The organism is Bradyrhizobium sp. CCBAU 51765, from assembly GCF_015291725.1.
Lineage (GTDB): Bacteria > Pseudomonadota > Alphaproteobacteria > Rhizobiales > Xanthobacteraceae > Bradyrhizobium > Bradyrhizobium liaoningense.
Genome location: NZ_CP030038.1, coordinates 7,177,159 through 7,199,859, shown reverse-complemented (window position 1 = coordinate 7,199,859; position 22,701 = coordinate 7,177,159). Strand labels below are relative to the sequence as shown.

22 protein-coding genes are annotated in these 22,701 nt (G+C 57.9%); 16 read left to right on the top strand and 6 right to left on the bottom strand.

Annotated features, from left to right (window positions below; genetic code table 11):
* Positions 1-342: 342 nt before the first annotated feature.
* A complete protein-coding gene (locus XH96_RS33440) occupies positions 343-609 on the top strand; it encodes a DUF3551 domain-containing protein (RefSeq protein ID WP_084334829.1) in 267 nt (88 codons plus the stop codon).
* 632 nt (positions 610-1,241) lie between these two features.
* Here the strand turns inward: XH96_RS33440 and XH96_RS33435 are convergent.
* From XH96_RS33435 to XH96_RS33420, 4 genes are all read right to left on the bottom strand, one after another.
* Positions 1,242-1,733, bottom strand: coding sequence for a hypothetical protein (locus XH96_RS33435; protein WP_194389671.1), 492 nt, complete (start codon positions 1,731-1,733; stop codon positions 1,242-1,244).
* Positions 1,734-2,509: 776 nt separating this feature from the next.
* Complete coding sequence (locus XH96_RS33430; RefSeq protein WP_092220988.1) at positions 2,510-3,061, bottom strand: MarR family transcriptional regulator; 552 nt, start codon at positions 3,059-3,061, stop codon at positions 2,510-2,512.
* A gap of 403 nt (positions 3,062-3,464) precedes the next feature.
* Positions 3,465-3,908, bottom strand: a complete 444-nt coding sequence (locus tag XH96_RS33425) for an SET domain-containing protein (protein ID WP_092220985.1) — start codon at positions 3,906-3,908, stop codon at positions 3,465-3,467.
* A 294-nt stretch (positions 3,909-4,202) separates the two neighbouring features.
* A protein-coding gene (locus tag XH96_RS33420) for an IS3 family transposase (protein WP_194389433.1) occupies positions 4,203-5,305 on the bottom strand; the annotation gives its coding sequence in 2 pieces (ribosomal slippage) (positions 4,203-5,044 and positions 5,044-5,305; 1,104 coding nt in all).
* Positions 5,306-5,419: 114 nt separating this feature from the next.
* Between XH96_RS33420 and XH96_RS33415 the strand changes: the two genes are divergently transcribed.
* The 3 genes from XH96_RS33415 to XH96_RS33405 all read left to right on the top strand — a co-directional run bounded on the left by XH96_RS33415 (position 5,420) and on the right by XH96_RS33405 (position 7,074).
* Positions 5,420-5,980, top strand: coding sequence for a hypothetical protein (locus XH96_RS33415; protein WP_194389670.1), 561 nt, complete (start codon positions 5,420-5,422; stop codon positions 5,978-5,980).
* A gap of 268 nt (positions 5,981-6,248) precedes the next feature.
* On the top strand, positions 6,249-6,485 hold the full coding sequence (locus XH96_RS33410) for a hypothetical protein (protein WP_194389669.1): 237 nt from the start codon (positions 6,249-6,251) through the stop codon (positions 6,483-6,485).
* 202 nt (positions 6,486-6,687) lie between these two features.
* Entirely contained in the window at positions 6,688-7,074 is a 387-nt protein-coding gene (locus XH96_RS33405) for a hypothetical protein (RefSeq protein WP_194389668.1), read from the top strand.
* 99 nt (positions 7,075-7,173) lie between these two features.
* On the opposite strand, the gene XH96_RS33400 is transcribed toward XH96_RS33405, so the two are convergent.
* The gene (locus tag XH96_RS33400; RefSeq protein WP_194389667.1) at positions 7,174-7,494 is read right to left on the bottom strand and encodes a hypothetical protein; all 321 of its coding nucleotides are present in this window, start codon (positions 7,492-7,494) and stop codon (positions 7,174-7,176) included.
* Positions 7,495-7,920: 426 nt separating this feature from the next.
* Here XH96_RS33400 and XH96_RS33395 point away from each other — a divergent pair, with 426 nt between their 5' ends.
* The 8 genes from XH96_RS33395 (at position 7,921) to XH96_RS33360 (ending at position 16,659) form a co-directional block, all read left to right on the top strand.
* Positions 7,921-9,306 carry an extracellular solute-binding protein gene (locus tag XH96_RS33395; RefSeq protein WP_246789861.1) on the top strand — a complete coding sequence of 462 codons (1,386 nt, stop codon included), beginning with the start codon at positions 7,921-7,923 and terminating at the stop codon, positions 9,304-9,306.
* Between the two features lie 69 nt (positions 9,307-9,375).
* Positions 9,376-10,338 carry a carbohydrate ABC transporter permease gene (locus tag XH96_RS33390; RefSeq protein WP_194389666.1) on the top strand — a complete coding sequence of 321 codons (963 nt, stop codon included), beginning with the start codon at positions 9,376-9,378 and terminating at the stop codon, positions 10,336-10,338.
* An 11-nt stretch (positions 10,339-10,349) separates the two neighbouring features.
* Entirely contained in the window at positions 10,350-11,210 is an 861-nt protein-coding gene (locus XH96_RS33385) for a carbohydrate ABC transporter permease (RefSeq protein ID WP_194389665.1), read from the top strand.
* Positions 11,207-12,148: a ribokinase gene (locus XH96_RS33380; RefSeq protein ID WP_194389664.1), complete on the top strand. Its 942-nt coding sequence runs from the start codon at positions 11,207-11,209 to the stop codon at positions 12,146-12,148. Before XH96_RS33385 ends, XH96_RS33380 begins: the two co-directional genes overlap by 4 nt.
* Positions 12,145-12,915 carry an SDR family NAD(P)-dependent oxidoreductase gene (locus XH96_RS33375; RefSeq protein ID WP_194389663.1) on the top strand — a complete coding sequence of 257 codons (771 nt, stop codon included), beginning with the start codon at positions 12,145-12,147 and terminating at the stop codon, positions 12,913-12,915. Before XH96_RS33380 ends, XH96_RS33375 begins: the two co-directional genes overlap by 4 nt.
* On the top strand, positions 12,908-13,735 hold the full coding sequence (locus tag XH96_RS33370) for an HAD-IIA family hydrolase (protein WP_092219776.1): 828 nt from the start codon (positions 12,908-12,910) through the stop codon (positions 13,733-13,735). The genes XH96_RS33375 and XH96_RS33370 overlap by 8 nt, the downstream gene beginning before the upstream one ends.
* Positions 13,735-14,847 carry an ABC transporter ATP-binding protein gene (locus tag XH96_RS33365; protein ID WP_194389662.1) on the top strand — a complete coding sequence of 371 codons (1,113 nt, stop codon included), beginning with the start codon at positions 13,735-13,737 and terminating at the stop codon, positions 14,845-14,847. Before XH96_RS33370 ends, XH96_RS33365 begins: the two co-directional genes overlap by 1 nt.
* 36 nt (positions 14,848-14,883) lie before the next feature.
* Complete coding sequence (locus XH96_RS33360) at positions 14,884-16,659, top strand: phosphoenolpyruvate hydrolase family protein (protein ID WP_194389661.1); 1,776 nt, start codon at positions 14,884-14,886, stop codon at positions 16,657-16,659.
* Between the two features lie 4 nt (positions 16,660-16,663).
* Here the strand turns inward: XH96_RS33360 and XH96_RS33355 are convergent, their stop codons facing one another.
* Positions 16,664-17,215, bottom strand: coding sequence for a hypothetical protein (locus XH96_RS33355; RefSeq protein WP_244553972.1), 552 nt, complete (start codon positions 17,213-17,215; stop codon positions 16,664-16,666).
* Between the two features lie 1,018 nt (positions 17,216-18,233).
* Between XH96_RS33355 and XH96_RS33350 the strand changes: the two genes are divergently transcribed.
* The 4 genes from XH96_RS33350 to XH96_RS33335 all read left to right on the top strand — a co-directional run bounded on the left by XH96_RS33350 (position 18,234) and on the right by XH96_RS33335 (position 22,029).
* Positions 18,234-18,437, top strand: a complete 204-nt coding sequence (locus XH96_RS33350) for a hypothetical protein (protein WP_194389660.1) — start codon at positions 18,234-18,236, stop codon at positions 18,435-18,437.
* Positions 18,424-20,892 (top strand): AAA family ATPase, encoded by a 2,469-nt coding sequence (locus tag XH96_RS33345; RefSeq protein WP_194389659.1) that lies wholly within the window; start codon positions 18,424-18,426, stop codon positions 20,890-20,892. The genes XH96_RS33350 and XH96_RS33345 overlap by 14 nt, the downstream gene beginning before the upstream one ends.
* Complete coding sequence (locus XH96_RS33340) at positions 20,889-21,092, top strand: hypothetical protein (protein ID WP_210337808.1); 204 nt, start codon at positions 20,889-20,891, stop codon at positions 21,090-21,092. The genes XH96_RS33345 and XH96_RS33340 overlap by 4 nt, the downstream gene beginning before the upstream one ends.
* A 226-nt stretch (positions 21,093-21,318) precedes the next feature.
* Positions 21,319-22,029: an SIR2 family protein gene (locus tag XH96_RS33335; protein WP_194389657.1), complete on the top strand. Its 711-nt coding sequence runs from the start codon at positions 21,319-21,321 to the stop codon at positions 22,027-22,029.
* The last annotated feature ends 672 nt before the right edge of the window (positions 22,030-22,701 follow it).

The window sequence follows — 22,701 nt, the reverse complement described above, 5'->3', positions numbered from 1 at the left end:
GTAAGGCTGGTACATTTTGCCTGCTACGCGAGCCAGCATAAACATGCCGAAGCGCGCCCATAATAATCTTTCTGCCCAGGCAAGTAGCAGGAAATCTGCGCCAAGGCCTGACCGACGTTCGAGAATCTTCTAACCCGCGGGGCCGTACGGTTGGCCGTCTTATTGCTTGCGCTTTAGCGGAGCCCATGGTGCCGCTAAACTTCGCTCGCGCCCCAGGCACCGATCACACTGAATCCACTTCCGGAGCTAGCCCGCGGAGTGACCCGGCAATCTTGACTAAGATCAAAGGACGCAATTCAGATCCTTTATCCTCTGGTGAACTTAACGGAGGCAAGAGGTCTCATGCGCTACCTTATCCTTGTCGCAGTGCTCGCACTTCCCATCCTCGTCGGCTCAGGATCGCGTTCGATCGCTGGTTCGCGGGCTCATTCGTACACGCCACCGGTACGCCAGGATGTTTATTGTCTGCAGGGACGCAGTTGGGGATATCCGGGCAATTGCCAGTTCTCGACCTATGGCCAGTGCATGGCTACCGCATCAGGTACATACGCCTATTGCGGCATCAATCCGACTTACGCTTTCGAGCGGCAAGGAAGACAATCGCGCTGAATGTGAACCAGATTTGCTGGTACGGCAAGCGGCGGGTTTGGCTCCTGTTGCCGTTCGTTCACCTATTCTGGGCTGGAACGCCTTTTCTCGGCTGCCGGCCAAGCCCCGCGGATCCCCAAAGCCCTGTGCTTCTCCGCCACAGACAATGAGGAGTATAACATCCGTTCGAAGCGGTGGCTGAGCGGAGATTCATCAAGACAGCCCTCCAAGACGCCGAAAAGTCAGGCGATATGTCTTAACATCAGTGGGCCGGCTGCGGCTCTCGATTTGGGCGGGCCGCCGTAAGCAGATCGGCAACGGTCGCTGTGCGCTGAGCGCGGCCCACTGCTCTGATTGGCTGCCCGAGTATGGATGCTCTCGGCCGCTAGGCGCCAATTCCCTGCAGAAATCCGGCGCTTGAGCCTTTGCAATGGCCGCTATCCTGCTTGTTGCGCTGCTATATCGCCACATGCCACTAAGGTGATCGGCCATTGGTTGGATCACTGTATTTTGCTGTCGCGGCGGTGCCCTTTTGGGGAGCCTCTCGGTGGCCGTTCTACTCTCTTTAGAAGTTGCCGTTCCAATCCTCGCGCTGCCTGGTCTCACTTAATTTCATTCCGGATCGGCGCTCGACGCGGTATTTCCTGCTATTTTCAGTCTTGCGTCGGCCCGAAGTCGCTCGCCAGGAATTGGTCGTGCGTCCATTGCTTCAGCGCATCGTCGTTGAGTACCGAGTTGACCAAGGCATTCCAATTCTCACCAGCCTGCCTCCATTTCATTTTTCGGTCCGGAATGTTCCGGAGCAATCGAAATGCCGTCGTTGCGATCTTGCTTGCCTCTTTCCCTTCAGCAGCCTCGCGGATCACTTCTTTGAACAATTGCTCGGGAAAGGTCCACCCCGCGCCCGTGAAGCGGTCGGCAAACATGTATTCGAACGAGGCGCGAAACACGACCGCCGCTAACGCGCCCTCATGTTCCGAGCCCGCGCTGCGAAGGTCGAACCATTGCAGCAGTCTTCGAACGGCTGCAGCAGGCGAAAATTGGCAATCCCCCAGCGTGAGAGATACGAACATATACGCGATGTCTGTTTGAAGTTCGTCGTCCAGGGACACGTACCAACGTTTGATTGCTTCAATAGGGGTCATGTGAAATTGCTATAAAAATGCAAGAACAGGATGCGCTCGATCCGGCGCGCTTGTTAACGTAGTGCCATGGCTCTCAAATACGCCCGACTATCCGTAGAGGCCTAGTTATCTAAAAATCCCTGCTTCTCTGCTGTAAGAGATCGAGGATGATACTGCCGCAATTCGATCCCACGTCGCGGTCGGCTGCAAAACAAAGCGTTCTTATCGGAAGAGACGCATCGAGCAACCATGTACGGTGCTGCCACCTCCAAAATGAAGGCATCTCGATCAGTTGTCCTCACATTCGACGGCGAAGTCATATTCCGATTAGTCCAAGTTGCGGCCGAGAACGAGGCGACGAGCTGTCGAGAATAGCGGATAGCGCTCTGGGGCGCCCTCGTAGAACACCCCTCGTAGAACACCCCTCGTAGAACACCGCGCCTCCAAGCAAAGCATTGGCCAAATGCAGCAGAGTTATCGCTTATCGTCGGCGCACCGAGCAAGATGCAGAGACGATTGCTAGAGTCGAGGCAAATCGCTACGTCGCAGAGCGTTAGGTCCGAAGGCTCCGACGGCGCAGTGTGCATCGCTCGGGTGCGACCTGATCCGAAGTAGCAACAGCCGGAGCTTCTGAGGGCGTATTGCTCCTTCAGCATGCTGTCGCCGTAGCTTGGAGGAATTTGATCATTCGGCGCCGGCTCGAGCTGTTGCAGAGCAGCAGCGTAAATCCAAGCTCCCGATCCAGAATTTGGGTGCGCTCGCAGGGAGTAGGCTCACAGTCTCAAGTTGTTGACCCGTTAAGCGTCCCGCAGCTGCTGCTCTCTTGAAGGTTCTTGCATCTTTAACGCGGCGTGCAGGCGCGCCTTTTCCAGTCGTTGCCTGACTCCGCTAAGGCAACTAGCCAGCTTGGCAAATTCCGCAATATCGAGATAACCAGAAACAAACTCATCGAGTTCCTCCTGCTGAGCCGCGATGCTCGCAAGTCCTCTGCGAGCACTGTCTGTTAGCGACAGGTGGACGATTCGTGCATCGTTCGCGCAGCGCTCGCGTCGCACGAATCGCTTATCCTCAAGCTGTTTCGAATGCTTCGTAATGAAGGCCGACTCAACCTTCATTAACTTTGCAACCACGTTGACCGGAACACCGTCGCCGTGTTCCAAGTCGATCAATGCCATCAAGATCATCATTTGTGGTGCAGCAATGCCCAGCGCATGCGCCTGGAAAGACCGAAGGTCATCCAAACACACATTAATGGCTCTGATCTCCCACGTGAATCGCCTGAGCACATCCTGACTCGCGGCAAGGCTCTTCCCCAGCCGTCTTTTCAATCCTGTCAGCTTGGACGGCATCAGATTTCAGAGAGCCTCGATCCTAAAACTATTCGGGGCGAGCAGAGCGCAGTTGGGGGGACTACTATGCGCCTACTTCGAAGCGTCGAATCTCGGGTCAATAAGCAATCACATCAACTCGCTTCCGTGCCAACCTTTTTTGCAGACACGTCCGGTGCCGTAGCTGACAGGTGCAAAGCAGCTTCACACACTCGCCCCGGTGAAATCACTTAAAAAACAAGTTTCACATGCAGAGTTGCGGCGTCATTAACTGCTTTTTCACGCGATTACAGCGTGTAACGCCCTGAACGTCGCGAGTCCGGCCCAAAAGCGACGCTGCTCGGCCGCGCGATTGGACGGCGAGCATTTTTAAGTTGTCGAGAGCTGCTCACCGAATCACTAGAACAACGCGTACGCCGCATGATCAACCTGTCGGAGCCGGCTCCAAGCTTTGAAAGCAGGAGCTGGAGATCGGCAATAACTCCTTGTTCCACGATAAGTCACAGCCTGGGTCGAAGGACAAGTAATCGCAAGTCAGTTCTTCACCGGGTTGTACGTCGCGGGCTGTGAGAATTCTGCAATGATCGTCTTGATATGTGTTTGGATGACTGCTGTGATTCATGAAGCGAGCGTTGTCAGCATTATACTCTATGACACCGTCATTAACCTTGTGGTCTCTCGGATAGGCATGCTTATCAAGTAGAGCTTGAAATGTTGGAGCTAGAGCTTCGTATTGTTCGCGCGTCACCGCAATGTCAACGATCGGGTTGTGAATCCAAAGTAATGAGCCTTTAGGCAAACGAGTCGCGGAGAAAAGTCCAATCCCGCCAAACTGGTCCGGCTTCAAAATAGTTTCAACAATCAACATCGAGGAAATCTCCAAAGTCACTAACAGCCAGCAAGCTAACTGACGTGAGCCGCGAAATCTCCTCCACGAATCGGTAGGGTCGTCTCTCCGCTGCAGCGAGGCCGAACTTTGGACCATTCAGAACTAGAGTTTTTCGCCGTGATGCAGCGAGGCCGAACTTTGGACCATTCAGAACTAGAGTTTTTCGCCGTGATGCAGCGAGGCCGAACTTTGGACCATTCAGAACTAGAGTTTTTCGCCGTGTGCAGCGAGGCCGAACTTTGGACCATTCAGAACTAGAGTTTTTCGCCGTGATCACGTTGGCGAGCTGGATGCGCCGACGTGGTTTTGCAGCAAAATCGGCGGTCGATTGCCGATCGCGCCATGGGGCCGCTCTTCATTGTAGTATCTGCGCCAAGTCTCCACCTTTTGCTGGGCGTCCGCAAGGGACAGGAACCAGTGGGCGTTGAGGCATTCGGCCCTGAAGCGGCCGTTGAAGGCCTCAATGAACGCGTTGTCGGTTGGCTTACCGGGCCGCGAGAAGTCCAGGGTGACACCGCGCTGGTAGGCCCAGAGGTCAAGATCGCGGGACACGAACTCGCTGCCTTGATCGACGCGGATCGTTGCCGGGAATCCCACTTCCTTGCAGGCCCTTTCCAGCACCTCCACAACATCGGTGCCGCGGAAGGTGAACCGTGGCGCCAGCGCTGGCGAGAAGCGGGAGAAGGTATCGACAATCGTGAGCACGCGCAGCTTGTGTCCGGTCGCCAACTGGTCATGGACGAAGTCCATCGCCCAGGTCTCGTTCGATCGCGTCGCCGGCCTGCGATCATCGCGCAGCTTGGCCTTGACCCGGCGCTTGGGCGTTTTGCTGCGTAATTGCAGGCCCAATTCGCGATAGATGCGCCGCGTCTTGTTCTGGCCATGGCGCCAGCCTTCACGACGCAGCAGGACGTGAACACGACGATAACCGTAGCGAATACGAACATGGCAGATCTCCTTGATCTTCTGTTCGAGGGCAGCCTGGCCAGGGCGACGGGACTTGTAGTGGTAGGTCGAGCGGTCAAATTCGAGAGCGTCACAGGCCCGGCGGATCGAGACCTGCCATTCGCTGCGGACCGCGTCGACCAGCATGCGCTTCCGACCAGGCTTCATAGCTTTCGGCGGATCACGTCCTGCAGCATCTCCTTGTCGAGCGACAGGTCCGCGACCAGCTTCTTCAGCTTGCCGTTCTCCTCCTCGAGCTGCTTCAGCCGACGCATCTCGGTCGGCAACAGCCCGTCATACTTCTTCTTCCAATTGAAGTAGGTCGCCTGGCTGATCCCGGCCTTACGGCAGATCTCCGCCACCGCGACCCCGTCGTTGCCCTGTTTCAGGATGAACGCCTTCTGGGCGTCTGAAAACTTCGAGGCCTTCATGGTCCATCGCTCCTCCCAGCCGAAGGGTTCGGCAGCGAGAACTCTAGCCAAAAATGGTCCAGTTTGCCGGCCTCAGATCAGTCCCAGGTGGTCCTCAGGTCATCCTGCGTAGCCATGACACAGTCCTGGAGAAGCTTTTTCAACACGAGTGCGAACGAGGGCGGTTGGTGGCATCAGTGCATTCAGGGCACCACGCGAACATCGGTGCTTCCGCAGTCCGGCGTAATCCACAAGATTCGCGACGCGACTCACGCCTTTCTCGATACCGGAAACACCGACGATGCCGCGCCTCGGATCAGGCAGTACTTCGAGTTCAAACTCGAGGAGGTCATCTCGAGGGTCGGCATTCCCGTGCCCATCGGCATTGCCTTCAATGACGACAAGCAAATGGCAAAAAACCTTATAGACGCCATCAAGGCAGCCGTCGACCTCCATGACGCGGCCGGACGCCTGGTCCTGGAGCCCGCCCAGCTCGCCGGCCTCCCCACTTCGGTGGCGACGATCGTGAGCAACTACCTCTCGCATTGGTCTACGGGGCAGGCCCACGCCTTCACGGCGCCATCACTTAAAGGGGTAATGCAGGCGATCGAGAATTTCGCGGGTTGCTTTCAATTCGAGCATCCAGCAGGCTCGGGTCAACACCGCTACTATAAATCTCTTAGCCAAAAGCTTTGAGCGCGGTGTAACGCTTCGAGCTCTGCCGATCATCAAGATTGAAGCGCTTGTGTCCTCATTCGGAAGAGGAGCCCTCCGCTAGGGATATAGGAGCAAACAGCCGCAGGTACTGGCGGCATCGGGTACTGCAAAACTGAAGCTCGTGACAGACCGGCTCGCGATTGAGCAAGTCGCAGGGCTAATGACGATATGCGCGGCGCTGATGGCGGCGATGACCGCGGCGTTGGAAAGCTGAGCGGGCTCGTCAAGGCATCACCCCCGGCATCCAATGGCTGACGATCGGGACGTTTTCCAGAAGAGTTTTAAGGGCTTGCTAGAGCAAGCCCTTAGGGCGGACGACTGGGCTGAAGACCAAGCTCAGACCCTTCCGGCGCAGATCCTCCAAAACTCCATCCCGGAGGTCGCCGACTTCATGCTGAAGCAGCCGAAGAAGAATGCGCCACGCATGCTGCGCGAACCCAAGGAGTCCGATGCCGCGTCCGAGCGGGAGCCCTCGAAACGGTGAAAAAGAGAGCTTTTCCAAAGCGCAGGCAAAGCCGAAGCCGAGGAAGGAAGCGAGAACCGCGGCGCCAAAGAGGAAGAGCAAATAGCCGCTGCTATGCTCGCGCACTAGCCTGAAGTTCAGTCTCGGTCTGCTTTAGAAACTCGATAGCACCCGCAGTGTCAGAGGCACGCCGGCACTAACAGTTGATTGCCACGAGAGTGGAGTGCAGTCCATCTTCAGTGAAGAAAGCCAGGCAATAAGCCAGCGCAGCCGACGCGTGCTCAATATCATGCAAGTCTTCGCTGGTAAAACGCCGCGCTTTCCATCGCAGCGCCGCATGCAACCTAGTATGAATGTGCAGCGCGCGAAGCTGTTGCCGGATTTGCGGACGCTTCTCGAACACGATGAAAAGCAGATTTACCCAATCGTTCCAGAATGTTTGAACGCGTCCGGGCTCTCGCTCTGGCTGACGACGACATCGCCCATCACGTTCATGCCAATATCGGCGCCAAGCTCAACGGTGCCCTTAAGCTTGGTCTCCAGGCTTGGGCGAAGCTTTTCAATTAATCCGCGTTTTGCTTTCCGCCCTCGTTCAATCCAGAAACGGTAAAATCAAGGGCGATCAGGCGGCGACTTTCCTCGGATCATACGCATGGTCTCTTCCAGCGGCATATCCACACCGGTCGAAGGACGCCTTCTGCAGCGCAAGCTAGCTTGCAGCATCGGCGCCCGTGTTGGTCGGATGAACAAATCCAATAGTGAATGCGATCCTTGACCAAACCAGATGATGCAACGGATGCAAATCGTCGCAGCCGTCTGCGCCGTGCACAAAGTGGAAGACCTCGTCCCCGAGGCGCATGCGGAGATCGAGAAGCGAAACGCGACCACTTAGCACATCGACCACGCGTGCAATATCGAGACGAGCAGCCGCATCACCATTCTTTAGAAATTCGAGGGAAGGTGCTGTCGCTGATTGGGCAACCCCATCGTCCTGCATCAGCAGTTGCTTCGAGGAAAGTAAGTCAGACACTTCCCACGCTGCGGGAGGGACGCCTATCGCACCGCCGTTCGGTCAGTCGCGAGACAGATCGTCGGTGTGGGAGATTGCGAAAGGTTGCGACAATGGGTCGTTATTTGCAGCGAGTTGTCGTCTGTCGAGAACAAGTTCGCCGCGTCTGTCGAGCGGTGGAATCAGTAGAGCATTTGGACCAGCTACTGATGAAAAAGCGCGAGCAGTGGCGGGGATCGGCCCTTCTTTGCGGGGTGGCTTCGCGGGGTCTGAACATGCGCCTGCATTGATCATGTGATGCTGCTTTCTTGAGTTACCCAATGTTACCCAACTTCGATCTGAATGGGTGCATATGGGCGGAAAATGACGGTTAGCGTTTCCAACACTCGCGGCCTTGGAAGAGCAGGGCACGTGAATTTGCAGGCCAAAGAGCCAGAGGAGGGACTAATGACAAGGACGCTAGCCGCTTTGGGCGGCCATTCGGCTCATTTTGTCAAAACCGCTCTGATTTGCTCAACTCTCTTGGCCGGTGCGGCCACATCTTTCGACCAGACCGAAGCGCAGGAAATCAACTGGCGCCAGTTCGAGGGCTCTTCGATCGTGTGGGCTTACGACATCCATCCGTATGCTGACGCCGTTGCAGCACAGCTGCCTGAGTTCGAGAATTTGACAGGCATCAAGGTGACACCCGAGCTTTATCCGGACGACGCCTACTGGAATAAGCTGACAATCCAGCTGAGCACGAAGTCGGCCTCGTGGGACGTCGTCGGCACGGGGATTCAGCCGGCTTGGGATCTCGCGCCCGGTCAACTACTCGAGCCCCTCGACCGCTATCTGAACAACCCAAAGCTCACCTCGGCAAGCTATGACTACAAGGACTTCTTCCCCGCATTGCGTGACGCGCTGACGTGGCAAGTCAATGGCGGGCAAATCGAAGCGGGCGGGGGTCAGGTGTGGGCTATCCCGCACGGGTTCGAAAACATCCAATTATTCTATCGTAAGGACATTCTGGACAAGCACGGTATCAAGATTCCGACAACCCCGCCGGAAATGTCCGCGGCTTGCGAGAAGCTGAAATCTGCGGATCCGGCGATCACACCTCTGGGCGTGCGGGGGGTCCGCTTTTGGAGCAGCATCCACACGGCCGCCATCTCGATTGCCAAGTCTTACGGTGTGCACGACTTCGTCGTCAAGGACGGCAAATTAGAAACTGGTCTCGATTCGCCCGAGTCCGTCGCCTTCCACCAGGACTATGTGGAGATGATCAAGAAGTGCGCTGCTCAATCCTTTGCCAATGACAACTGGTATCAGGTGGTCGATGGCATCAATTCGGGTCGGACAGCGATGGCGATCGATTCCAACATGTTCGGGTTCTGGAACGATGTCGCCGGCAAGCCCGCTTCGGGCAAGATAGCATTCGCTCCCCCTCTGCGAGCTCCGAACGGCAAGAATTTTGAATCGAACATCTGGATCTGGTCCCTGGCCATGAATGCGGCCTCTCAAAAAAAGGGAGCAGCCTGGCTGTTCATCCAGTGGGCGACGTCAAAGCAGGTCGAGCTCAAGGGTGCCGTCGCAGGGAAGCTCGTCAACTCTCCGCGCGCCTCGACCTGGAGCGACAAGGTTTGGCTCGACTACGCGACTAAACCGGAATTCACGAACTTCGTGGATACCTTCAAAATCGTGCAGGACAGGGCTGCATTGGCCTTTACGCCGCGCGCAGGATTTGCCGAGGCAATGAACGCCTGGGCAGTCGCCATGCAGAAAATGGTCAACGGCGCGGACGTGAAGGCGACTTTGACCGACCTCGCCTCCGAGATCCGCTCCTCCATGTAAGGCGGTTGAGGGGCGGCATAAGGGGTTTGCCGCCCCCACCAGGCCCGAGTATCCTTTGAGAAGTGAGCGATGGACCTTCAAGGCATCGACGCAATCGTGACGCTACAATCATCGGTCGACCAGCTGTCCTCGTCCAAAAACGAGCAGGTGCAAAAGGCCGAGCAGAATGCTCTTGACTGGTGGAGCCTTGCTGCGATTGCCCCCGCAATCATCATCCTGCTTGGATTTCTTTTTCTGTTTTTCTATGGGGTCTTTCAATCACTCACCGATCTCAAGCTTGGCCGTCCCGTGGTTCGCTTCATTGGATTCACCAACTATGAAGTGGCAATCAAGACCCAAGATTTCTGGAACAGCGTGCGGGCGACTATGGCGTATGCCTGCTCCGCCGTGCTCGCCGAAGCGTTCTTTGGGCTTGCGCTCGCCAAATTGTTCGCAAGTGGGGTGTTCCTTGCCCGGCTGATGCGGCCGGTCATTCTCCTTCCCCTGGTTCTGCCGCCAATGAGCGTCGCCTTGATGTGGACCACAATGATGGATCCGCAGATTGGGATCCTGAACTATTTGCTTTCGCTCGTTGGGATCGGACGGTTCGCATGGATTTCGGATGCCAGCACGGCGATGTTCTCACTGTTACTCATCGACATATGGACTTACACACCATTCTTTGCGCTCATCATCTTCGCCGGGTTGCAGGGCATCAACGATGAGGTCAGAGAAGCCGCGCGGGTCAATGGCGCGCGGGGTTGGGCAACGTTCCTCCATATCGAGCTTCCGCTCATCGCGCCGTACATCCTGATCGCCGCGGTATTTCGGCTGATCGAATCGCTCAACCAGTTTGACATCATCTTCGGAACAACCCAGGGCGGGCCGGGTGACAGTACTTCCGTGCTCTCGGTTCGCGCCTACATCACGGCCTTTCAAAATCTCGCCTTCGGGCGTGGTGCCGCGCTCATGGTTGTCAATTGGATGATCGTGCTTCTCGGAACCTTTGCCATGGTGAGATTGTGGCGGTTGGTCCGTCAGCGCGTAAGCTAGAGGGGGCTGACATGCGTTTTAATCGCTCAACGCCTGCAAGCTTGTTCCTTAATCTGCTGATTGTTGCTTGTACGCTGATCCTGACATTTCCGCTGGTCTGGATCGTGATGATGTCGGTGAAGCAGCAGGCCGAGGTCATGACCTGGCCGCCGCGCTTTATCTTCACTCCAACATTTGAAAACTTCCGCGTTTTGTTCGATGCCGCCCACGCCGGGGCGACAAGCTATGGCACTATCAAGGTTGATTTCTTGACCCCGATCACGAATAGCGTCGTCATCTCGCTTTGTGCGGTGCTCGTATCGCTCGTTGCCGGGGTACCGGCAGGCTACGTCCTGGCGAGGCGTGATATCCCTATGAAGGAGGACATCGCATTCTTCATTCTGGGCTTCCGCTTCGCGCCGGCTCTCCTTGTCGTCATACCGCTGTTCAGCGTATTTCAGACAATCGGCCTTTATGACACCTATTTCGGTATGATCTGGGTCTATCAAGTCGTCACGCTGCCAATGATCATTTGGCTGAGCCGTTCATATATCGAGGACATCCCAAAGGACGTTGAGGAGGCGGCCGCCATGGATGGCGCAAAGCCATTCCGGGTTGTCTGGCACATCGTTCTTCCGCTTCTAAAGCCCGGCTTGATAGGCGCCTCTTTGCTTATCTTCTTGCTCGCGTGGCACAACTTCGCGCTCGGCCTGATCCTCAGTTCGACGAAAGCACCAGTCACGGTCGCCCTGCTCAAGCTGCTCAATCCCGGCGTTCAGTTCTATCCGGTGATGGCTGCGGGTCTGGTGGTGACCATGATTGTGCCGGTCGTCCTGATCATCCTTGGCCAGCGTCATCTCGAACGTGGTCTTACCTTCGGAGCCGTGAAATGAGCCCCAGACCATTGATGTTCTTCGGAACGACCAATCTCGACCTCTGCTTCAACGTCGAGCGGCTTCCAACGCCGGGTGAAAGCCTGATGGGAAGCTTAAAGCGGAATGCGGGAGGCAAGGGCGCCAATCAGGCGGTCGCCGCAGCTCGATTGGGCCTTCGGCCGAGCTTCTACACCCGGCTTGGCGATGACGACGCCGGTCGATCCTTGCTGCAAGCGCTGCGTGAGGCAGGTGTCCGTCTCGATGCCATAGCGGTGTGCCCAGGGGAGATATCGGGTTCTGCTCTCGTCCTTGTCGGTGACGACGCCTCCAACATCATTGTCATAGACCCGGGAGCCAATGCAAATGTCACACCAAGCATGGTCGAAAAGGCGGCCGCATTCATTGAGCGGGACGCAATCGTCGTTGCCGAGATGGGCATGCCCGTCCCCGCGCTCAATCACCTGTTTGCAATGAAGAGCAGCAAAGGATTCGATCTCATTTTCAATCCGGCGCCCGTGAGGGCGGGCCTGTCGGCGGCGGCATGGAGGAGTGTCGATTTCGTCACTCCAAACCAGACGGAAGCTTTCGAGCTCACCGGTGTCGAGGTGCACGACCTCGACAGCGCAGCTCATGCGGCCGGAAAGCTTCTCGATCTCGGGCCAAGAGCTGCCCTGATCACGCTTGGTGGGCAGGGGGCCTACTACGCCGATGCCAGCGCGTCTTTTGCGCTGAGGGCATTTCCTGTGAAGGTCGTTGATACAACCGCGGCGGGCGATGCCTTTAATGGAGCCTTCGCAGCCTCTCTTGCCCACCGGTTGCCGATACGAGAAGCGATCAAAAAGGCGCTCGCGGTTGCCGCCTTATGCGTGACGCGACGCGGGGCCCAGAGCTCGATGCCCAGCAGTGGGGCCGTCGACGAGTTTCTGAATTCTCAAACGATGTTGGAGTTGGAATGACTGAACAGTTCTCAGTTGCAGACAGGACCGTGCTCGTGACCGGTGCGGGCGGGGGCATTGGCTCAGCCATTGCCAATGCTTTCCGTCAGGGCGGTGCGAACGTCCTGGCAACCGACGTAAATGTGGAAATTCTCCGGAATATTCTGACGCGCTTGCCGCACGGCAATGGCATTCTGCCCATGAGCATGGACGTGTCTCGAGAAGATGATGTCGGCAGGGTGCTTGATGAGATCGCCAAGCGCTTCGGCAGGCTCGATGTCCTGATCAACAACGCTGGAATAAAATCGGCTCAGCCGCTTCTGACCGGCAATGCCGATCGAATCGAAAAGACCATACAGATCAACTCCGTCGCGGTGCTTCGCTGTGCCAAGCAAGCGATCGAGCGCTTCATGAAGAGCAAGGGCGGCCGCATCGTCAATGTCGGGTCCTCATTGTCATCTCAAGGCGCGGTTTTCAACTACCAGGCAGGCGGCGCTGATTATTGCTTGTCAAAGGCAATCGTACACGACGTGACAAAGCTGCTCGCCTATGAATGTGCTCCGCTCAAGATCAACGTCAACGCGATTGCACCCGGGATCATCGATACACCCATGCACGGGCGTCCGCGGGAGGAGACCGAAGCGCGCCACAGTGGCCGAATTCCGCTGGGCCGGGTCGGATTGCCGGAAGATATCGCAGGCCTCGCGGTGTTCCTGGCCAGCCCCGCTGCCTCCTACATGACCGGGCAGGTCGTCCATGTGAATGGCGGGATGCTGATGCATGGATAGCACCGGCTCAAACGTGAACTGGCCGCCAATAGAAGGGATCATCTCGGACCTGGATGGCGTTGTCTATCGTGGCAGCACCGCAATCGTGGATGCGATAGAAGCATTTACGCGATGGCAGGAAGCCGGCGTGCCGTTCTGTTTTGTGACGAACAATTCCACGCATACCCCTGAGGACGTCGTCCGCAAGCTGAGAGGATTTGGTCTTCCGATCGCAGCGTCAGAGGTCGTGACAAGTGCTATCACCGCCGCAGAACTCATTCGAACGAACTATCCGCAGTTGACGCGAATCTATGTCATCGGCGCTCCCTCGCTTGTCACAGCCATGCGCGATGTTGGACTGGAGGTCACTGACCGAACGCCTGAAGCCGTTGTGATGGGACTTGACCGGGATATCACGCACGAGAAGATGCGAATTGCCGTTGAAGCGATCCTGAATGGCGCCGTCTTCATCGGAACCAATCCCGATCTTCTGCTGCCGACGGCCAGCGGGTTCGAGCCTGGGGCTGGTGCGACCATTGCAGCTGTGGCAGCGGCTACGCAAGTGCAGCCCTCGATCGTTGGGAAGCCGCAAGTGCCGATGATCGAGACAGCGCTCTCACGCCTTGGTACGAACCGCGGTTCGACCATTATGATCGGAGACCAAGTATCTACGGATATTCAAGCCGGGAAGAGGGCGGGTCTTGCCACGGTGCTTGTCAGAACCGGCGTGCCGATGCCTCAGGATCCCTCCTTGATGGCCCCGGACTTCATCGTATCGAGCTTGCGCGAAATTGAGGTAAGTGCTGCTCACGCGGCCGAGGCGCGACAGAGGATGGCATAATGGCCAACGTTCGCCTGGAGAGCATCAAGAAGGCCTATGGGACCATCGAGATCCTGCGTAATATCGATCTGACCATCGATCACGGCGAATTTGTCGTCTTCGTTGGTCCGTCCGGGTCAGGCAAATCCACGCTTCTGCGCATGATTGGCGGACTCGAGCCCATCAGCGGCGGGCGGCTCTTCATCGACCATGAGCTCGTCAACGACATCGATGCGGCCGATCGCAACCTCGGCATGGTCTTTCAGAGTTACGCTCTCTATCCGCATATGACGGTGAGAGAGAACCTGGCCTTTCCCCTGCGCATGGCCAAAGCCTCGAAAGCCGAGATCGCGGCCAAGTTAGCCAAAATAGCGTCGCTATTGCAGATCGACCATCTATTGGATCGCAAGCCTCGACAGCTTTCAGGCGGGCAACGCCAGCGCGTCGCAATCGGGCGCGCCATCATGCGAGAACCAAAAGTGTTCCTGTTCGATGAGCCCCTGTCCAACCTCGACACCGAGTTGCGCGTGCAAATGCGGGTTCAGATTGCCAAGCTCCACAAGCAGCTCGGAAATACCATGATCTATGTGACACATGACCAGGTCGAGGCGATGACCATGGCCGACAAGATCGTCGTCCTCAAGGACGGCAACATCGAACAGGTTGGCAGCCCCCACGATCTATATCACAATCCGGCCTCTCGCTTTGTGGCAGGATTCATCGGCTCGCCGAAGATGAACTTCCTGGGCGGCAAGGTCGTGGCAGCTCACGAGCAAGGCCTGCACGTCCGACTGGAGGCTGGTTCTACAATCTCCGTTCCGGTCCAGCCGGACCAAATGCTAGTTGGCAAGCCGGTCACTGTCGGAATCCGCCCGGATGACTTCTGCTCGCCGGCACCCGAGCAGCAGGAGATCTCCATTGGACTTGAGGTCGATTTCGTTGAGCATCTCGGAAGTGTCACGTACATCTACGGTAACGTTGGAGACGAAACGGTCGTCGCCAGGGCACCAAAATCCGGCTCGCGCAAAGGCGCCGGAAAGCTTACCCTCACCGCCGCTCCAGCCGATTGCCACTTGTTCATGAGCAATGGAAAGGCGGTTCGGCGGTTGCAAGCGCCTGCGACTTGGAGCTAGTCTCGACGTCGAGCCGTGCGATGATGCCGGCTCCGGATGGACACGCGGACCACTGAGGTGAAGGCAGCCGGCATCAGGCAGTTCTTCCGGAATTCCCGTTCGTTTGTCCTTGGTGCGGGGATCGGATCGGGCATGACGGCCAGGGCCGCGGAGCGGGCGGGCGCCGATTTCGTGCTCGCACTCAATGCTGGCCGTTTTCGTGCCATGGGCGGGGCCTCGCCCGCCTCGATTCTTCCAATTCGCAATAGTAACGAGTTCGTAGCGGGGTTCGGACGGACCGAGATCCTGCCAAATACGAAACTGCCGGTCTTCTTCGGCACCTGTACATTCGACCCCGAGCTTGATCTGGATCGATGGCTCGACCGGATCATCAAATGGGGATTTGCTGGCGTGACCAACTTCCCTTCGGTCATACACATCGATGATGACCGCAGGTCGTTGCTCGAGAAGTCCGGCCTTGGCTATTCCCGGGAGATCGAGCTCCTTGTGAAGGCTGCAAAACGCGGCCTGATGACGATTGCCTATACTCGCACTCAATCTGAAGCGCGTCGAATGGTCGAAGCCGGCGCCGAGGCCATTTGCATCAACTTCAATCTAAACCGCGCGGTCGAAAGCGGGTCCGATCCATCGATCAGCCTGTCTGAACTTGCAGCGCGTACGAATGCCGTTGCGCGCGTTGCTCAATCCGTCAATAAGAGCACTATCTGCTTGCTTGGGGGCGGCCCGATCACAAAGCCGGACGAGCTCCTGGACATCTGCCGCGAAACCGGAATCCAAGGGTTCATCGGAGGCTCTTCGCTGGACCGCGTGCCTCTGGAGATGTCGGTCCTCGAGGTGACGTCGGGCTTCAAGACCATCCACCTGTTGCGCGAGAAGGTGGATCTGCTCGAAAGGAAGCTGCAGTTGAGTGGCTTTAGGCACGGCGTCATCGCGCAGTCCTCGGCAATGAAGCGCGTCCTCGAGATGGCCAAACGCGTTGCGGCAACCCCCAGCCCAGTCCTCATCTGGGGCGAGACCGGCTCCGGCAAGCGTAGAATAGCAAGCCTGGTTCACGCATTCAGCGAGCGCAGGCACGCCAAGGCGACGCTGTTTCATTGCCGACCCGGTCCGGCGATGGATACACTCGGCCCGTTTTTCGGCGCCGAGCGGCTTGAGAGTGGCAGACGCCAATTGTCGCTGCTGGAGGCATCGAGCGACGGCGCCGTCTTGCTGCTGCATGTTGACCAGCTTTCGCGCGAAGGCCAGGAGCGCCTTGCCGATTACCTGGAGACAGGCGGGTTTACCCCTCTGAACGGGGTAACTGTCATGCGCTCCCACGCCCGGATCATTGCGACCGCGACGGTGGCCCGAGGCGCTGGCCTTGAAACGGTTCTGTGCGCGCGGCTTCTCGACCTTTTTACCGGGTTGGATGTCCAGTTACCTTCGCTACCCGACAGGCTTGAAGATCTGCCGCAACTCGTTCAACACTTCACCGTCGAAGCCAAAGGAGATTCCAGCGCCCAGACGCTCACGATCGAAAACTCTGCATTCCTTGCGCTCGCCGGGCACGACTGGCCAGGCAATTTGCGCGAGTTGCGGCAGATCGTGAACCAGCTCGTGACCCTGCCATCAAGTCACATCACCGGTGAGGTGCTAAAGCCGTTGTTGCAGCCCCCTTCAGGCGCACGGCCCGCGGCCTCGCTGTCCGAGCGGGACTGGATTATCGAGGGCCTGAAGAGAAACCGGCTTCACCGCGGCAAGACTGCTCGCTCTCTCGGGCTTTCGCGCAAAACCCTCTACAACAAAATCAAGAAACTACGGATCCTCGAATAAGGCCTCATGCCCGTCGAAGCGGCTGCTTGGCCGTGGAGGCCTGCTCCAGAGAGAACTTCGGTACCGACGACGATCCATGAGAGCCAAGGCTTATGAGCCTGATGTCCGATCCAATCGGCAGCGCAAGCGCCTCGGGTCGCAGATAGACGGACCCATCCAGTTGCGAACCTAGCCGTTGCTCCGCGGCTGTTATCTTTGCCTCGTCCGCCGCGACAAACAGGACTTTGAACCCTCGGCTTGCAAACCACTCCATACGGCGAAGCTCGAGCTCCTGACCGCGATCGAGCGGCACTCCTGCCGGTGTCCGTTCAATCATGAAGGCAGGCGGAAAGTTCGTCACTCCGGTCATCCTTGCACCTTCCAACAAATCACCAAGATCTTCCCAGCATGCAAACGGGTCGATCATGACGATCGCCGCATAGCAGGAAGGGGGCACCTTGGGCCCCGCTTGCAAGTTCCGCAGGAGACAGTCGTTCCAGTCGATGACGGGAAGCGTGGCCATGACCAGCATGGCGTTCTGTGGAAGGGTCCGCAGTGATGGCGCATAGATCGTCATCTGATCACCGCGAGACGAGGAGAGACTTGCGGCAAGGCGACCTACTCTCACGGTTTCTACCCAACCCTACCCAATTGATGCTTCCGCCGATCTTACACGCCGCTTCATCCAGGTCTAGACCACGACGTCGATCGTTACCGGAGCAACGTCCTGTCCTTCTTTGGCGTAGGAGCCAGGTTCGGCTGGGAAGGGGTGGTCGTCGGCGCCGTTTCCTCCTGGCTGCATGACGGGGCTCTCCGCGCCCGTCCTGAGTGCCGGATGCGATTTGCTGCAGGGTACTGAGCGAGCTCCGCTCGCGGTGAAAGAGGGCCCGTAAAGCGCGTCTCGGGTAAAGAAATTTCGGGCGAACTATCTGCGCCCTACGGATCCGCTAGCAGACCGGCTCGTCTGCTTCCTCCCTGACTGGCGCCGCTGCTGGAAACTCCGGCAGCGGCATCTTTTTGACTCGGAGCGCGCCTCGCCGCGCGCTCGGGAACTGGTGTCGCGGAATTGGACGTCCTTGCGATCATGCGGGCGGCTTAATCCATCAAAGATCCGCCAGTTACGCTTGCCCCGGTCGGTTCATGGGAGGCGGCTTCCAATCCACACGGTGGCGCTCAATCACCTCGTTTCGGAACTGCTGTACCTCATCGGGCGCCTTCATCGAAACGCAGAGGGGCCCGTCAGGTCGCTCCATCGCGAGGGATCCTTTCGATGATGCGGCAGGCCCCGGCACGCTCTTGGCTGGCTAAGGACCTCGGACGCTAATATCCCCCAATGAGCCTTCCATGTGTGTTAGTTCAATGGGTTAACCGACCTTCGCCGTGCAATCGAATCCTTGCGCACCCGACAAAAAACCATCGCCATAGGATTCGTCGCATCGCATCTAGCTTGCGCAAGCGCAATCATTTATACGGCACATATACTAATCTGCTACAAGCTCCGCGCTCGATTTTCCGTGGCGCACCCTTAGATAGCACGAATCAGCGAGCGACGCGCGGCAGCGGCCGCGACGGTACGGCGGACGGGAAGGACATAGATGGCTGCTCAGAGTGACCCGCCCTTTTCGTCGACGGTCTCGTCCGTGATCGACGCTTTCATGAAAAGGCTTGAGGACCATAAGACTTTGCCGTCGGCATCGCTCACCGCGTTGCGACAGGCGCTCACGGAACACAAGCTTGACGCAGACAGCCTGCGGGAGGCGATCTTCACCCCTGCGGAGCAGAACGATGATCCAGATTGAGGAAATCGAGATCGTCGAATTCCGCGGCATCCGTCATCTGAAGCGTTCGCTCGGGCGCAGGAGCCTCGGCGTCGCGGGACCGAACGGTACCGGCAAGAGCGGCATCGTGGATGCCATCGAGTTCGCCCTCACCGGAAACATCACCCGGCTCGGTGGCACGGGTACGGCTGAACTGAGCGTCAAGGCGCACGCCCCGCACGTAGATTCGAGCAAGAAGCCCCAGAACGCGCTGGTTCGCCTCAAGGTTTATGCGCCTGCCCTGAAGAAAAGCTTCACGATCGAACGGAGCGTCAAGAACGCAACGACCGCGACGCTGGAGCCGAACGACACCGAGGCCAAGTCCATTCTCGCACAGCTCGAAACCCATCCTGAGTTTGCACTGTCTCGTCGCGAGATCATCAAATACATCCTCGTCCCGGCGGGGAAGCGGTCGCAATACGTCCAGGAGCTTCTGCGCCTCGATCAACTCGAAAAGCTGCGGACCTCGTTCCAGCGCGTTGCCAATGAGGCAAAGCGCGACCACACCCGGGCTCAGGCGGAAGATCAGCGTACCAAATCCGATTTCTTCCGGCACCTCGGCATCGCGGCTCCCAAAAAGAATGAGCTGCTTACTGCGGTAAATGCCCGGCGTGCCGTTCTGAAGCTCGACCCGGTCACGGACCTCGCGCCGGCAAATGCCCTGAAGGAAGGCGTCAATACAGAGGTCAAAGAGAAGACGCTGCAACCCTTTTCCAAGCTTGGTGCCAAGAGCGACCTTGCAGCCTATCTGGATCGTCTCGCTGCCTCGCAGCAGGCGGGAATAACCGGTGATAGGGCTGCGGCTGTTGCCGCGCTCACCAAGCTCACCGATGACCCGGCATTGTTGAAGGTGGTCAAGCAACGCGCGCTGCTCGAGCGGGGGCTCGACCTTCTTGAGGAAGATGCTTGCCCGCTCTGTGACAACGCCTGGGAAATGGCAGCGCTGGCTGCCCATCTTCAGGAGAAGATTGCAAAAGCCGATGCCGCGTCTGCTGTTCTGGAGCAGCTTGCAGCGGCAATTGCTCCTCTTACGGCGCACCTGCAGGCGGTGGTCCGGGACGCCGGCAAGGTGGCCCAATGGTGCGAGAAGGCCAACCCTCCGATAGATGCTTCGGCGCTCGGCGCTCAGGCCAAGGCGCTCGACGGCGACCGCGTCATCCTCGATAAGGTCGTTGGCGACCCGGCGGTCATTGCTGAAGCCCTGCAAGCACTCGGCCGATTGGGCTCGCCCATCGCGGCCGAGCTGCTTCAAGCCACAGACGGTCTTGCGGCTCATATCGACACGTTGCCAGATCCTTCAACGGAGGAAGTGGCGAAGGAATTCTTGATCGTGGCGCAGGAAAAATACGATCAATGCCGCGTGACCCGGCGCGCGCTGAGCGTGTCGGCGCAGCAGGCCGAGACAGCGTCGGCCGTGCTGAGCCACTACGGCGCGGTCAGCACCGCCATCCTGGAGGGCATCTACGACAAGGTGCAAAAGGATTTCACCGAATATTACAGCTTCATCAACCGTGACGATGAAGACAAGTTCGAGGGTAAGCTCTCGCCGTCGTTCGGCAGGCTCGCTTTCGATGTTGACTTCTACGGCCGGGGCAAGTTTCCGCCTGGCGCCTACCATAGCGAGGGCCATCAAGATGGTATGGGTCTGTGCCTCTATCTTGCACTGGTGAAGCATACGCTCGGCGACGGGTTCACGCTCGCCGTCTTGGACGATGTGCTGATGTCTGTCGATGCCGGCCATCGGCGTGAGGTCTGTGCGCTCCTGAAGCAGAAGTTTCCCAACACGCAGTTTATCCTGACCACCCACGACGGGGTGTGGCTCAAGTTCATGCAGAGCGAAAAGCTGGTCCAGAGCACGCTCAGCTTTGGCGGCTGGACGGTTGACGGCGGCCCACAGGTCTGGACCGAAAGCGACGTCTGGACGCAGATCGACGAATACCTGGCTAAGGGCAATGTCCCGCAGGCGGCGGGAACGTTGCGCCGCTACCTCGAATTCACCTCGACGATCCTGGCTGACAACCTGCGTGCTCGCATCGAATATCACGGTAACGGACAATACGATCTCGGTGATCTCTGGCCCAACGTGTTGGCCGCCTGGAAAGCCCGCCTCCAGGAGGCGCGCGATTCGGCGGCCTCATGGGGCAAGAATATCCAGGAGGCCGAAACGCTCCAGGTCGAATCCAAGAAACGTGTCGCCGCAACGAAGTCGGAAGAATGGATGATCAACAAGGCCGTCCATTACAACGCCTGGGCGGATCTGCAACCGAAGGAATTCGTTGCGGTCGCGAGTTCGTTTCAGGAATTGCTTCGACTGATGCAATGCCCCAACACCGATTGCGGTGAGTTCCTCTGCGTTTCACCTATCAAGGGCGACAAGGAGGTGCTCCGCTGCAGCTGCGGCACGGTCAGTCTCAACCTGGTGCCGAAAAAGAAATGACGCGCGTAGGTGATCCTGTGACCAGCCACGGCAACGATGAGACCATTGTCATGGTCTCGAAGGTTTATGACAAGGATGGTGAGCATGGTGAAGCAGAGATGGCCGTGAAGTACCAGACGCGCTGGATCGGCGGCGGCATGTCGGCGTGTGACGATTCATTTGACCCGCGGCGCGCGCGCCCTAGGGAATTCCCCAATTGAATGTCTATTCAGATTGTGATGTTGATCTAATGATTAGCTCAAATTCTCGGACCTCCCATGCCGACCGGCGAGCCAAGCCGGGACCGACGGCGAGAGCGCCTTGGCGATTGGACCATCGCGATCGGGAAATTCGGTATCTGACTTGCATCAATGTGTCAGTCTGGCCCGATACGAAACACAGTTAAAGATTGATAGGTGGAGGCGCCGGCGTGACGACGTTCGATCCATGCGCGAGGGCGAGGAGCTCCGAGAACAGCTGGCGTCTGACCGCCGGAGGCTAATTGTTTTCTTTGGTGCGGGCACATCGCAAGCAGTTGGTTTGAATGGTGTAGTCCAGCTGACCTCAAACGTTCGGAGTCAACTCGACGCCAAGATGCAACCTGAGTATGATCGCGTCTTGTCCGAAGTCGGGGCAGGGGCGCACATTGAGCACGTACTAAACCGCGTAAGGCTCTGTCGCGAGATGATCGGCGACAGCAAAACTGCGGCGGCCGGCGGCTTCACTGGCGTTGCTGCGACAGAGTTGGACCGAGCGATCTGCAAGGCAATCTATCAGAGAGTAAGTGTTGATCCGACCAAGGGGTTTCAGCTTCATGCTGAGTTCGCGGCTTGGTTGAGCTCCGTCCAGCGGGCAAAACCAGTCGAAATCTTCTCAACCAACTATGATCTCCTGATCGAGCGGGGGCTCGAAATAGCGTTGGTGCCCTATTTCGATGGGTACCTCGGCGCGGTGAATCCGGATTTTTCCGACGCGGCAGCGGATGATTCCGACAATCTCAGTCAATTGCCTCGCACGTGGGCGCGGCTGTGGAAGCTGCACGGGTCCATTGGATGGCGCGTGGCGGAAGAGGCCATCACGGGAGCGAAGAAGGTCGTTCGCCTGCCCCTGGTCCCGCCCAAAGCTACCGTCACCGGCTCCCTCTCAGGCCGGGCCTGATTGGTAGAACCCAAACACCAGCTGATCTTTCGATCTTCGCAAGCTTAGACGGTAAGCCGCAGCACGGTGCGCATCGCGCACCTGCTCGCGCTTGCCCGCCTTCCATCGCGAGTATCGCTTCACAAACACGTCTTTGGGTCCTTTGCCACGAGTTGCCATGGCGAAGGCCTCCGCTGTCAGGCGGGATAGAGCCCGCCGCTCGGCTTGCTAACTCGCAAGCCCGCACCTTGGAGCCAGCCTGTCGACTGTGACAAAGGAGTCGCCGGTGACGGCTCGGTCAATCTATCCGATTCTCGCCCGGTGATGTGAGATCGCCTTAGGTGCCCGGTAGGGCTTTTGCGATCCCATGGTGGGCTGCCCGCACCAAGGCAAATCCTTACTGTGTACGGGCGCTGATGCGGCCGCGCCGATTTCCTATAGCGGCACGGAACCAGGTCGGTGGTCGAATAAGGGGCTACAGAGCCTTGTTGTATAGTGCTTTTCCCTCATTGTGACTGACTGTAGCCACGCCGTTGCCGCGAGTTGTGCGTCGTGCAAGAGTCGCCCGAAGGAAGGCTACAGAGCGCGGGCTAGAGACTACCATCCATGGGGCGACGACGGGGTAAATCATCTGACGCCGGGACCATCTTTCTGGTCCTGATTGGCGGATTGGTGGTGGCTATTATGGCCATC

What these genes read in the sequence shown, in the direction of transcription:
- XH96_RS33440 (WP_084334829.1), top strand. Translation starts at nt 343, where the DNA reads ATGCGCTACCTTATCCTTGTCGCAGTGCTCGCACTTCCCATCCTCGTC.
- XH96_RS33435 (WP_194389671.1), bottom strand. Translation starts at nt 1,733, where the DNA reads ATGACCCCTATTGAAGCAATCAAACGTTGGTACGTGTCCCTGGACGAC.
- XH96_RS33430 (WP_092220988.1), bottom strand. Translation starts at nt 3,061, where the DNA reads ATGCCGTCCAAGCTGACAGGATTGAAAAGACGGCTGGGGAAGAGCCTT.
- XH96_RS33425 (WP_092220985.1), bottom strand. Translation starts at nt 3,908, where the DNA reads ATGTTGATTGTTGAAACTATTTTGAAGCCGGACCAGTTTGGCGGGATT.
- XH96_RS33415 (WP_194389670.1), top strand. Translation starts at nt 5,420, where the DNA reads ATGACACAGTCCTGGAGAAGCTTTTTCAACACGAGTGCGAACGAGGGC.
- XH96_RS33410 (WP_194389669.1), top strand. Translation starts at nt 6,249, where the DNA reads ATGGCTGACGATCGGGACGTTTTCCAGAAGAGTTTTAAGGGCTTGCTA.
- XH96_RS33395 (WP_246789861.1), top strand. Translation starts at nt 7,921, where the DNA reads ATGACAAGGACGCTAGCCGCTTTGGGCGGCCATTCGGCTCATTTTGTC.
- XH96_RS33390 (WP_194389666.1), top strand. Translation starts at nt 9,376, where the DNA reads ATGGACCTTCAAGGCATCGACGCAATCGTGACGCTACAATCATCGGTC.
- XH96_RS33385 (WP_194389665.1), top strand. Translation starts at nt 10,350, where the DNA reads ATGCGTTTTAATCGCTCAACGCCTGCAAGCTTGTTCCTTAATCTGCTG.
- XH96_RS33380 (WP_194389664.1), top strand. Translation starts at nt 11,207, where the DNA reads ATGAGCCCCAGACCATTGATGTTCTTCGGAACGACCAATCTCGACCTC.
- XH96_RS33375 (WP_194389663.1), top strand. Translation starts at nt 12,145, where the DNA reads ATGACTGAACAGTTCTCAGTTGCAGACAGGACCGTGCTCGTGACCGGT.
- XH96_RS33370 (WP_092219776.1), top strand. Translation starts at nt 12,908, where the DNA reads ATGGATAGCACCGGCTCAAACGTGAACTGGCCGCCAATAGAAGGGATC.
- XH96_RS33365 (WP_194389662.1), top strand. Translation starts at nt 13,735, where the DNA reads ATGGCCAACGTTCGCCTGGAGAGCATCAAGAAGGCCTATGGGACCATC.
- XH96_RS33360 (WP_194389661.1), top strand. Translation starts at nt 14,884, where the DNA reads ATGGACACGCGGACCACTGAGGTGAAGGCAGCCGGCATCAGGCAGTTC.
- XH96_RS33355 (WP_244553972.1), bottom strand. Translation starts at nt 17,215, where the DNA reads ATGACGATCTATGCGCCATCACTGCGGACCCTTCCACAGAACGCCATG.
- XH96_RS33350 (WP_194389660.1), top strand. Translation starts at nt 18,234, where the DNA reads ATGGCTGCTCAGAGTGACCCGCCCTTTTCGTCGACGGTCTCGTCCGTG.
- XH96_RS33345 (WP_194389659.1), top strand. Translation starts at nt 18,424, where the DNA reads ATGATCCAGATTGAGGAAATCGAGATCGTCGAATTCCGCGGCATCCGT.
- XH96_RS33340 (WP_210337808.1), top strand. Translation starts at nt 20,889, where the DNA reads ATGACGCGCGTAGGTGATCCTGTGACCAGCCACGGCAACGATGAGACC.
- XH96_RS33335 (WP_194389657.1), top strand. Translation starts at nt 21,319, where the DNA reads ATGCGCGAGGGCGAGGAGCTCCGAGAACAGCTGGCGTCTGACCGCCGG.